Consider the following 12,212-nt stretch of genomic DNA (forward strand, 5'->3'; position numbering starts at 1 on the left):
TCAATATCCATTCGATGGCTGCACATGCTAACATATCCAAATAAGATCGATAACGATAATTACTATCATTATCAGGGAAGTTGATATGTCATGCTCTGTTTCCGCGACACGCGCCTTCGCTGTGCCCGGACTATTGTTATTACTTGTTCTCACCACGGTATTAAGTCTGGTTATTGGCGCCAAGTCGCTACCTGCCTCCGTGGTGCTGGATGCGCTCACCGGCAGTTGTCAAAGTGCTGATTGCACCATCGTGCTGGACGCGCGCCTGCCGCGCACGCTGGCGGGGCTGCTCGCCGGTGGTGCGCTGGGCCTGGCTGGTGCACTAATGCAAACGCTCACGCGTAACCCTCTCGCCGATCCCGGCATTCTGGGTGTCAACTCCGGCGCCAGCTTCGCTATTGTGCTGGGGGCCGCGCTGTTCGGCTTTTCCTCTGCGCAAGAGCAGCTGCTGATGGCCTTTTGCGGTGCGCTGGCTGCGTCGCTGATCGTAGCTTTTACCGGCAGTCAGGGCGGCGGGCAGTTAAGTCCGGTACGTCTGACGCTGGCGGGCGTTGCGCTGGGCGCGGTGCTGGAAGGATTATCCACCGGCATCGCCCTGCTCAACCCGGACGTTTACGATCAGCTGCGTTTCTGGCAGGCCGGCTCACTGGATATCCGCAGCCTGCAAACGCTGAAGGTTGTGCTGGTACCGGTACTGATTGCCGCGGCTGTCGCCCTGTTCCTCAGTCGCGCCCTGAATAGCCTGAGCCTCGGCAGCGACACCGCTACCGCGCTTGGCAGTAAAGTCGCTCGAACGCAGTTTATTGGCCTGCTGGTTATTACCGTACTGTGCGGCAGTGCGACCGCGATTGTCGGTCCTATCGCCTTTATCGGCCTGATGATGCCGCACATAGCGCGCTGGCTGGTGGGGGCAGACCACCGCTGGTCACTGCCCGTAACCCTGTTGGCAACCCCTTCTCTGTTACTAATTGCCGATATCATCGGTCGCCTGATCGTTCCCGGCGAGCTGCGCGTGTCAGTGGTCAGCGCCTTCATCGGCGCACCGGTGCTTATCTTTCTGGTACGCCGTAAATCGCGCGGAGGTGGCGCATGATGCACCTCTCCCGCCGCCTGATAATCAGCAGCCTGCTGCTGGTTGCAGGTTGTCTCGTCATTGGTTTGTGGAGCCTGCGTAGCGGCGTTGTCACGCTGGAAACCGAGCAAATTATTGCCGCCCTGCTCGGTGATGCGCCGCGCAGTATTACGCTGGTGGTGACCGAATGGCGTTTGCCACGCGTGCTGATGGCGCTATTGATTGGCGCAGCGCTCGGCGTGAGCGGCGCAATATTTCAGTCGCTGATGCGTAACCCGTTGGGCAGCCCGGATGTGATGGGTTTCAATACTGGCGCCTGGAGCGGCGTGCTGGTGGCTATGGTGTTGTTCGGACAGCATCTCACCGCTATCGCGCTGGCGGCCATGCTGGGTGGGATCCTAACCTCTCTGGTGGTCTGGGCGCTCGCCTGGCGCAATGGTATCGACACCTTCCGGCTGATTATTATCGGTATCGGCATTCGCGCCATGCTGGTGGCGTTCAACACCTGGCTACTGCTGAAAGCATCATTAGAAACCGCGCTGACGGCCGGGCTGTGGAACGCCGGATCGCTCAATGGCCTGACCTGGGCCAAAACCTGGCCGTCTGCCCCGCTGATTATCATCATGCTGGTGTGCGCCACGCTGCTGGTGCGCCGGATGCGCTTACTGGAAATGGGTGATGACAGTGCTTGTGCGCTTGGCGTCAGCGTAGAGCGTTCACGCCTGATGATGATGCTAGTTGCGGTAGTACTGACCGCTGCCGCCACCGCGCTGGCAGGCCCTATCTCGTTTATTGCCCTTGTCGCGCCGCATATCGCGCGACGTATAAGCGGCACATCGCGCTGGGGATTAACCCTGTCAGCGCTGTGCGGCGCCTTGCTGCTGCTGATGGCGGATTTATGCGCCCAGCAGCTGTTTATGCCTTATCAGCTTCCGGTGGGCGTTGTCACCGTAAGCCTCGGCGGTATTTATCTTATCGTCTTGTTAATTCAGGAGTCCCGCAAAAAATGATCGAATCAGTAGCCCGTTTGCGTGGCGACCAGTTAACGCTGGGTTATGGCAAGTTTACCGTAGCGGAAAACCTCAATGTGTCGATTCCCGACGGCCATTTCACCGCGATTATCGGGCCAAACGGCTGCGGGAAATCAACGCTGCTGCGCACGCTGAGTCGTCTGATGACGCCCGCGCACGGCAAGGTCTGGCTCGACGGCGAGCATATTCAGCACTATGCCAGCAAAGAAGTCGCCCGCAGAATAGGTTTGCTGGCGCAAAACGCCACCACGCCGGGAGATATTACGGTACAGGAGCTGGTTGCTCGTGGGCGCTACCCGCACCAGCCGCTGTTTACCCGCTGGCGGCAAGAGGATGAAATTGCGGTTTCAAACGCCATGCAGGCGACGGGGATTACCCACCTGGCATCACAAAGCGTGGATACCCTTTCCGGCGGACAACGTCAGCGTGCATGGATTGCGATGGTGCTGGCGCAGGAAACGTCGATTATGCTGCTCGATGAACCCACCACCTGGCTGGATATCAGTCATCAGATCGATCTGCTGGAACTGCTGAGTGAGTTAAACCGGGAGAAAGGCTACACGCTGGCCGCCGTTTTGCACGACCTCAATCAGGCCTGTCGCTATGCGACGCATCTGATTGCGCTGCGGGACGGAAAAATTATTGCCGAGGGTGCGCCGAAGGAAATAGTCACCGCACAGCTTATTGAAAAAATCTATGGGTTGCGCTGTATGATTATCGACGATCCGGTTGCCGGAACGCCGTTAGTGGTACCGCTCGGACGTAACAAATAGCAAGTAATACCGTATGGCGGCCAACTTGCCGCCATACGACAATTCATCACACCAGTTGCTGATCAATAAACGTCATTTTTTGCTTACGCGATACCATAGCGTAGTTCAGCAGAACACCACCGCACGCCACCATTCCACCCAATAATGCGGCCAGAATAACGATCATTGATTTAGCCGGACCATCTTTTTTCACCGGCAGCGACGGCGTAAGTTGATATTTAAACGGTGTGAATTTTACGTCGCTCACATTCATCGCTAACAGCTGCTCAACGTGATACTGGCGATTACGTAATTCACCGTTAATTTCGGCAACATCCGTTACTGATTTTTCTATTTCTAATTTACGTTCGATGCCATCAGCACCCAGTGAAATAGAGAAATCAGGGTCATCTTTCACCGCCTGGCCATTACTGTAGACCGGTTTTTTAATCCCGGCGGCATTGGCGATCTCCAGCGAGTAGTTCAGTCGCTGGATATTTGCGTCCAGCTGATTCTTGAGCCTGACGCGATCCATCTCCAGTCTTTCTTTCTCATAGCTGGTTTTGATGGACAGTTTATTGCGAATATCTTCCAGCGTTTCTTTCACCACAATATCAGAAATATACTGGATATACCCCTTCAGCACAGTCTGGGCTTCTTCAGCCTGAGGTGCGGTAAAGCTCAACGTCCACGCGGTATACAGCGAGGTTTCGTTCTTCTTACCCTGGTTAGTATCAACCGCTTTCATTTTCTCACTGAGTCTGACAATTGCCCGATGCAGATCCATTTCGTCGATATCTGCACCTTTCAATTGCTCCATCACGTAAGGCGAAGAGCGTAGATACTCTTCTAACAATGAAGGTGACTGGAATTTTTTGATAAACAGATTAAACACATCACCACGACTCACGCTGATATCCATATCCAGCACGCGCAATTTGGTCAACGTATTCTCAAGATCCTGCCATTGAACCGGTTCTGCCGGTGTCACGATAGCCTCGCTGGTCCATTTTTGCGGCAGCAGGAAAGAGACCAGAATACCCACACAAGCAAAGGCGAAAACGGTCGCTATAATTTTTGTTCTGGCGCGCCATAAAATTTCGATGAGGTTAACTAAATCGATTTCATTTGCGTTTGCCGTTGTCTGAGGATACCCAGTAAATTCCGAAACGTTATCTTGCTTTATATTTAATGATGACATGTTGCGTGACCTGAAAACTTTCCTAAAAGAAAAACATTCCTGTGGGAGAAGTCTACCAGCTAGTCAGAATTATCCGAAACACTCTTTGTGCTTGTCGCCCTACCAAAAATTATATTCGGAATTTATCCACCCCTTTCATCACTTTGCATTACATGAAAAATAACAGCCTCATAACATATTATTTACATTATGAAGCTGTTCGATCACCGCGATAGCATTATTCGTCTTGTTACACAGATTTATTAATCAGTGTATTTATTACAGGCCCTATCGACTCAAACGCGGTAGGGGAAATAATATCAACATGCGCGCAGTCATGGCGGTATACATCCAGGCTGGATATCCATGGCGACCAACTGCTCTCAGGGCTCACACCCGGTACTAACGTGCGCTCAGCAACGAACAGCGTGGCGTGGCCTGCAAACGGCACGCTGTGCGCCGTGGTGAGCAGGCGAACCGCATCGGCGTAGTTGCCTTCGATAGCGTTAAATAAAGCCTCTGACGCATTCCCCTGCTGCGCCGCCAGAAACGCTTCGCGTTCACGCTCGATCTCCGCCAGTACCGCTGGATCCAAGCCATTAGCCTCTTTTTCTTGCCAGTTTTGCGTTTCTGGCGGCCAGGTATCCAACAGTCCGAGGAATGCAACCGTCTCCCCTCTGGCATGTAAGCGCGCGGCGATCCCCTGTGCCAGCGTGCCGCCCAGCGAATAACCTAATAAATAGTAAGGCCCGTGAGGTTGTTGACTGAGCAACGTTGCCAGGTGATGTTCGCATACTGCGTCGAGGTTTTCCGCCGTCTGCATAGGCCCATCCGGTCGTGGCGACTGAATACCTATAATCGACCACTGCGGGCTGAGATATCGTGACAGCACGCTAAACTGCCAGGCAAAACCCGACGCCGGATGGAAACAGAACAGCGTGGGGCCGTGACTTTCACGCAGTGGCAGCAGCGTCTCAAATCCCAGATGCTGCGACTGCTCATCATCAGTGCTCTCCAGCAGAGCGCTCAGTTGCTCAACGGTAGAGGCCACCATAATCTGCCCCGGCGTCACCTGACGCTCAAAAACCCGGCTCAACTGCGCTGCCAACTTCATCGCCAGCAGCGAATGCCCACCAAGCGCAAAGAAGTCTGCCGCCGCGTCATTCACCTCGCAATTCAGCAAAGCCGCAAAAGACTGTGCGATGGTGGTTTCAGTCCCTGCTCGCGGTGCGCGCCCGGAAACACACGACGTCAACTGCGGCATCGGCAGCGCTTTACGATCCAGTTTACCGTTCGCGCTAAGCGGCAGCTCCGCCAACTGCAACAACACCGTCGGCACCATATGCGCAGGCAATTTTTCACGCAGCTTTTCCCGCAACGCTGACGTATCCAGCGGTAAACCCGATTGCGACACCAGATACCCCACCAGTTGACGCGCATCGCCACCTGTCGCCGCCGCCTGGTTGAATACGCAAGCGTGGGCAACGGCATGCTCGACATCAGGCAACTGCTGCATCACCCGGTCAATCTCGCCGAGCTCAATGCGCTGTCCGCGAATTTTAAGCTGGTCATCGCTGCGCCCAAGGTATTCCACCGCGCCATTTTCCAGCCAGCGCGCCACATCTCCGGTACGGTACATACGTTCACCAGCGTTAAACGGATCGGCGATAAAGCGGCTTGCGGTCAGATCCGGACGGCCCAGATAACCTTGCGCCAGTTGGATCCCAGTCAGATATAAGTCACCAGCCACGCCGAAAGGCACCGGGCGCATCATGGCATCCAGGATACGTAAACCGGTATTCCATACCGGATAGCCAATCGGTACGCTGTTGCCGGTTATGGCTGCGAGATCTTCTCCCCAGGCCGGATACCAGCTCACATCAACCGCCGCTTCCGTTGGTCCATACAAATTGTGCAGTGGCGCATGAGTTAACTGTTCCCACTCTCGGCATAAATCTGCTGGCAAGGCTTCACCGCTGCAAAATACCCGTTTCAGCGAGGCACAACTCTCCCGCGCGGTTTCCGGAGTTAGTGAAGCGACAAAAGCGGCCAACATAGAGGGGACAAAGTGCGTGGTCGTCACCCCATAACGAGCAAAGAACTGCTGCATCGCCAGCGGATCGCGGTGCGCCTCAGGTTCTGCCATTACCAGTTTTGCCCCAGCAATAAACGGCCAGAAAAACTCCCATACCGAGACGTCAAAACTGCACGGTGTTTTTTGCGCCACCACATCATCCGCGGTCAGCGGATAGTGATTTTGCATCCACAGCAGACGGTTAACGATGGCGGTTTGCCCAACCATCACCCCTTTTGGTCTACCAGTAGAGCCGGAAGTAAAAATGATATAGGCCGTATGATTGGGTTGAGATAGCGCCAACGGAGCAGCATCTTCTGCTGGCAGCGGCGAGTCATAACACAGACTTTCCAGCCCTGGGATATCGCTAAAGCGCGCCAGTTGCTCATCGGTCGCGATCAACAATTTTGGCTTCGCGTCTTCGAGCATCATCCGCAGGCGATCGTCCGGATATCCGGTATCCAACGGCAGCCAGGCAGCTCCGGCCTCCACAATACCGTGCAGCGCCAGCGTCAGGAACACAGAACGTGGTAATGCCACAGCTACGCTATCGCCAGGGCGGACGCCGCGTGCGCGCAAAAGGCTCGCCAGCGCCACAACCTGCTGGCGCATTTCGCGATAGCTAAACTGATAACGGGCATCGGCCAGCGCCGGAGCATCCGGCGTTTTATCGGCCTGCTGCGCCACCAGCGCGCTCAGCGTAGTGGACGGGATCTCCACGGTGGTTTCATTAATCTTCGCCAGCCGCTCATGTTCTGTTGGCAACAGCATCCCGACGTCGCCGCAGCATAGCGCCGGATTGTCGGCAAACTGCTCGATAAGCCCGATTAAACGCGAGGCATGCTGCGCCAGCGTTTCTGCATCGTAGCGCTGTTTATTGGCCAGGATTTCAATACTCAGCCCACCGTTTTCATCCGGGAATAACGCCAGTTCAAGATCGTTCACCGGCCCTGTCGCCAGCGTGTGGGTTTGCGCCTGAACGCCGGGAATATTCAGCTGATAGTCGAATATTTTCACGTTCAGCACCGGGCCAAACAGCGGCTCAGCACCGGCTGCACGCCCGCTGTCACGAACGATTTGTTCGGCATCATAACGTTGATGCCGACGCATTTTCTTCAACTGTCCGGCCAGTCGTTGTGCTAACGCAGGCAAGCTTTCTGCCGCATCCAACCTCACACCAAATGGCAGTACGTTTAAAACCGGTCCAGTGGACGTCAACGCCGCCGACCCCATGCGCCGCATAAAGATAAACCCGGCGGCATAATCCATTCGGCTGCATAAACGTCCCAGCCACAATGCCACCAGCGCGAGGGCCAGATCCGCACGCTGAACGTCAGGCATACGTGCCGCAAGCCGGCGAAACGCCCCTTCAGGCGCGGTTAACTTCATACGAATAATATCCGCACTGGCCGACCGACCCGGCAACGGATTGTTCGACAGCGAAGCAGGAGGCGGAAGTTGCTTTCGCTGCTCGCTCCAGAAGGCACCGTCGCGTTGCCAGGCATCGCTTTGACGGTACTGTTGATACTCTTCCACCACCTCGGCGAACGGCGTAAAAGGCGAGTCTGGCGTAGGCTCGCCGTGTAGCCATGCGCGATAAATTGCGGCTATCTGGCGGGTAATGGCCGGAAAACTGAAGCCATCGACCAGCAAATGATGGTAACGCTGATACCAATACCAACGTTTTTCTCCCACCTGTATAAGCAGGTGAAAAACCAGCGGCTTATTGCCGTCAGCACGTATGTCCTGCTGCAGGTCTGCCTGCATCAACGCACGCGCCGCCTCATGTGGGTCGGATTTATCGCGCAGGTCGATAATTTCAGGTTGTGCAAAGGCGAGCGCAGAATCCACCCATTGCCAGACCTCACCGTTATCTTCGCTAAACCGCATCCGCAGGGTATCGGCCTGCTCCAGACCCGCCACAACCGCTTTCGCCAGCAACGACGCATCCAGTTCGCCGGTTAATTCTACGTAGTGCGCTACGCTCCACGCCGAGGGCAATGTGGAGAGTTTTTCCGCCATCCAGATCCCCGGCTGAGCCGCCACTAACGGTAAACGCTGAGTCATGGAGCCTCCTGTACATCAACGTAGTTCGCTGGCGTCAGCGTGGTCCAGTTTGCTTCCAGCCATTGCTGGCAGGCTTCCTGGGATTGAGGTTCGCAAGCAATTTGCCAGCCAGCAGGAAGTGAACACTGCTGCGGCCACAGGCTAAACTGATGTTGGGGATTTTGCAGAATGTAAAACTGGCCCTGCGGATTATCGAAGGGGTTACTGAATTCCATACTCAACTCCTGTCGTGGAACATCGTCCGGTTAAATCGTGTCGGTAAGCGGTTGCCAGAGCGTCATTAGCCCTTCCATCAGACCGCCGCGCCAGCAAAGCGCATCGTGTCCGCCATCAACCTGACGCCAGAAAATAGACTGTGGTGCAGAAGGTAACTGGGCATATAACGCCTGATTAGCGCGATAAATAATGGGCTCGCGGATCCCCGCTTCCAGGACAATACGCAACCCCTGAGCGCTGATGCTCCCGGTCTTCAGTTGCTCGACGATCGCCCCGTCCTGATGACCACCACGATGCGGCCACCAGTAAGAACCCGACTGGCTAAGTACACAGCCAAAGCGCGCGGGCCAGTTCAGCCCGGCATACAGCGATGACAACCCGCCAAAACTTTGCCCGGCGACGACGGTGCGCTGCGGATCGTCACTAAACGCGGTCGTCGTCTTCACCAGTGGTAATAGCTCCTCCTGCACCGCCAACCAAAAATCCGCATTACACGGTAGCTCATGGCTACGATGAGACGTATCAATGGCATCAATCAGGAGATAAACGGCAGGAGGAAGGTGTCCGCGATGGGTGAGCGAAGTCAGTGCAGGCCAGACCGGCATACTCTGTGCCCAAAACTGCCCGTCCAGCAGGATAGCCAACGGGCGCGTTTCGGGTTGAGCATCACCGGTGGTAAACACCCATACGCGACGCGTATTGCCGAGTCTGGCGCTACGCCATTGCAGGCAAACAGCGGGCGAGTCGGGATTTTCAGGGCGATCCCATCCAGGCTGTGCGGGCGCCTCCGGCATTTCCAGCGCAGACACCGCATGACCGCGACCGCCCTGCCAGCTCTGTGGATTGAGGGGATCGGCAATGGCCTGCGGCAGCAATTGCCGCCAGCCTTCACGCAGCACGCTTCGGTCAGGCGCTGCGCCCACCGCCAGCGAGGAAAAGATATCGTTTCGTGCTGTTGGGATAAAACAGTAGCTGCCGCGCCAGTTGGCGCTGAGAGAAACACTCCAGCACCAAACATTTGTTCCATCAATGCGTCGCATCGACTGAGGGGTGGCATTTTGATGGTGGTCGGTGACGCCGGTGATATAAACCCAAACGCGATGAATGGCTGACTCTTTTTCCGTTCCCTGTGGGTCACGCCACCAGAAGGTTACCCGATAATTTCCGTTGTCTTCACGCTCCCACTCCGGGCATTTTTTCGACTGCCACCACGCCTCGCTTCCCATCTTTAACGTCGTCACAGCCATAACCCCATGTTTATTGTGAAATTTTATGATCTAGCGTGAAATATATTGATAATATTATTGATAACTATTTGCATTTGCAATAGCGTATTGTCGCGCTGTGGGAAGCGCGTACAGTTTTTCACCACTTATAAACCGACCTGGCGCTGCGTACTTTTTCTGGAATGGATAGTTTACGCAGATGCGGGCGACATCAGACCAAATGCCGCACCACGGCACATTGGTACTCGTGGCTAAAAGAACAGCAGGACATACAATGAACAACAAGATTCATTCACTGGCCTTATTGGTCAATTTAGGGATTTACGGGGTAGCCCTGCCAGCAATGGCAGAAGATCAAACCGATAGCGTCGCTGTCTCTCATGAAGACACCATCGTCGTTACCGCCGCCCAGCAGAACCTGCAGGCGCCGGGCGTTTCAACCATTACCGCTGATGAAATTCGTAAGAACCCTCCCGCTCGCGACGTGTCGGAAATCATCCGTACCATGCCTGGCGTTAACCTGACCGGTAACTCAACCAGCGGTCAGCGCGGCAACAACCGCCAGATCGATATTCGCGGCATGGGGCCAGAAAACACCCTGATTTTGATCGACGGTAAACCGGTTACCAGCCGTAACTCCGTGCGCCAGGGCTGGCGTGGCGAGCGCGATACCCGCGGCGATACCGCATGGGTTGCTCCGGAAATGATTGAACGTATTGAAGTGCTGCGCGGTCCTGCCGCAGCACGCTATGGCAATGGCGCAGCTGGCGGTGTGGTGAATATCATCACCAAGAAAGGCGGCGATGAGTGGCATGGTTCCTGGAATACCTATTTCAACGCCCCAGAACACAAAGAAGAAGGTTCAACCAAGCGTACCAACTTTAGTCTGAATGGCCCGCTGGGCGGAGATTTCAGCTTCCGCCTGAACGGTAACCTCGACAAAACCCAGGCCGATGCCTGGGACATCAACGACGGTCACCAGTCAGCACGTACAGGGTCATATGCCGATACGATGCCTGCGGGTCGTGAAGGGGTAAAAAACAAAGATATCAACGGTCTGCTGCGTTGGGATTTTGCCCCAATGCAATCGCTGGAGTTTGAAGCCGGCTACAGCCGTCAGGGCAACCTGTATGCGGGTGACACTCAAAACACCAACAACGATAACAAAACTAACGGGCTGGTAAAAAAATACTACGGTAAAGAAACTAACCGTATGTACCGCCAGAACTATGCGCTGACGTGGAACGGCGGCTGGGACAACGGCATTACCACCAGCAACTGGGCGCAATACGAACACACCCGTAACTCCCGTTTGGGTGAAGGTCTGGCAGGTGGCCTTGAAGGGTTATTTAACAGTAATCAATTTACCGACACTGACCTGGCGGATGTCACCCTGCACAGCGAAATTAGCATTCCATTCGACCTGTTGGTTAACCAGAACCTGACGCTCGGTACCGAATGGAACCAGCAGCGTATGAAAGACATGAGTTCCAATACCCAGACCTTTATGGGCGGGAACATACCTGGTGCCAGCAGCACCGATCGTAGCCCGTATTCACAGGCTGAAATTTTCTCCCTGTTTGCAGAAAATAACATGGAGCTGACCGACAGCACCATGTTGACGCCGGGTCTGCGCTTCGACCACCACAGCGTCGTTGGTGACAACTGGAGCCCGTCCCTGAACCTGTCCCAAGGTCTGGGCGACGACTTTACGCTGAAAATGGGTATAGCACGGGCCTATAAAGCACCTAGCCTGTACCAGACTAACCCGAACTATATTCTGTACAGCAAAGGCCAGGGCTGCTATGCCACCGGTTCTGCGACGGGCATTGGTTGCTACATGATGGGCAATGATGACCTGAAGGCCGAAACCAGTATCAACAAAGAGATTGGTCTGGAGTTCAAACGTGACGGTTGGCTGGCCGGCGTAACCTGGTTCCGCAACGATTACCGTAACAAGATCGAAGCGGGGACTGTACCGCTAAGCAGAACGTCAATTACCCAGAAAAACCCGACTACGGGTAAAGAAACAACAACCTACACCGATATCTATCAGTGGGAAAACGTACCTAAAGCGGTGGTGGAAGGCTTGGAAGGGACGTTGAACGTACCGGTTAGCGAAACCGTTACCTGGACCAACAACATCACTTACATGCTGCAAAGTAAGAATAAAGAGACCGGCGAACGCTTGTCGATTATTCCTGAATACACTCTGAACTCAACGCTGAGCTGGCAGGCGCGTGAAGATTTGTCACTGCAATCCACCTTTACCTGGTACGGCAAACAACAGCCGAAGAAATATGATTACCAGGGTAAACCGGTGACCGGCAGTTCAGCCCAGGAAGTGAGCCCGTACAGCATCGTTGGCCTGAGCGCGACCTGGGATGTGACGAAAAACGTCAGCCTGACCGGCGGCGTGGATAACGTCTTCGACAAACGTCTGTGGCGTGAAGGTAATGCCCAAACAACCAGTGATATCAAAACTGGCGACTATATGGCGGGCGCTGGCGCGTACACCTATAACGAACCGGGCCGGACGTGGTTCATGAGCGTTAACACACACTTCTGATAACGCTTTCCCTCTCCTCGCTGCG

General features: G+C 54.9%; 8 protein-coding genes. 4 read left to right on the plus strand and 4 right to left on the minus strand.

The window, feature by feature from the left end; all coding sequences use genetic code 11:
- Positions 1-85 precede the first annotated feature (85 nt).
- Genes fepD through fepC form a run of 3 tightly spaced genes read left to right on the plus strand, consistent with a single transcriptional unit; the run spans position 86 to position 2,876 of the window.
- Positions 86-1,093 carry a Fe(3+)-siderophore ABC transporter permease gene (gene fepD, locus OGY83_RS10020; protein ID WP_220709020.1) on the plus strand — a complete coding sequence of 336 codons (1,008 nt, stop codon included), beginning with the start codon at positions 86-88 and terminating at the stop codon, positions 1,091-1,093.
- Entirely contained in the window at positions 1,090-2,082 is a 993-nt protein-coding gene (fepG, locus tag OGY83_RS10025) for an iron-enterobactin ABC transporter permease (RefSeq protein WP_191227615.1), read from the plus strand. The genes fepD and fepG overlap by 4 nt, the downstream gene beginning before the upstream one ends.
- Positions 2,079-2,876 carry an iron-enterobactin ABC transporter ATP-binding protein gene (gene fepC / locus OGY83_RS10030; RefSeq protein ID WP_032941813.1) on the plus strand — a complete coding sequence of 266 codons (798 nt, stop codon included), beginning with the start codon at positions 2,079-2,081 and terminating at the stop codon, positions 2,874-2,876. Before fepG ends, fepC begins: the two co-directional genes overlap by 4 nt.
- Positions 2,877-2,922: 46 nt before the next feature.
- Here the strand turns inward: fepC and wzz(fepE) are convergent, their stop codons facing one another.
- From wzz(fepE) to fes, 4 genes are all read right to left on the minus strand, one after another.
- Positions 2,923-4,056, minus strand: coding sequence for an LPS O-antigen length regulator Wzz(fepE) (gene wzz(fepE) / locus OGY83_RS10035; protein WP_286635787.1), 1,134 nt, complete (start codon positions 4,054-4,056; stop codon positions 2,923-2,925).
- 229 nt (positions 4,057-4,285) lie between these two features.
- On the minus strand, positions 4,286-8,176 hold the full coding sequence (gene entF / locus OGY83_RS10040) for an enterobactin non-ribosomal peptide synthetase EntF (RefSeq protein WP_286635788.1): 3,891 nt from the start codon (positions 8,174-8,176) through the stop codon (positions 4,286-4,288).
- A complete protein-coding gene (locus OGY83_RS10045; protein ID WP_286635789.1) occupies positions 8,173-8,391 on the minus strand; it encodes an MbtH family protein in 219 nt (72 codons plus the stop codon). The genes entF and OGY83_RS10045 overlap by 4 nt, the downstream gene beginning before the upstream one ends.
- A 30-nt stretch (positions 8,392-8,421) precedes the next feature.
- On the minus strand, positions 8,422-9,639 hold the full coding sequence (gene fes, locus OGY83_RS10050) for an enterochelin esterase (protein WP_286635790.1): 1,218 nt from the start codon (positions 9,637-9,639) through the stop codon (positions 8,422-8,424).
- Positions 9,640-9,892: 253 nt separating this feature from the next.
- Between fes and OGY83_RS10055 the strand changes: the two genes are divergently transcribed.
- A complete protein-coding gene (locus OGY83_RS10055) occupies positions 9,893-12,187 on the plus strand; it encodes a TonB-dependent siderophore receptor (RefSeq protein ID WP_003022009.1) in 2,295 nt (764 codons plus the stop codon).
- Positions 12,188-12,212: the final 25 nt, after the last annotated feature.

The organism is Citrobacter sp. Cpo090 (assembly GCF_030332665.1).
Lineage (GTDB): Bacteria > Pseudomonadota > Gammaproteobacteria > Enterobacterales > Enterobacteriaceae > Citrobacter > Citrobacter portucalensis.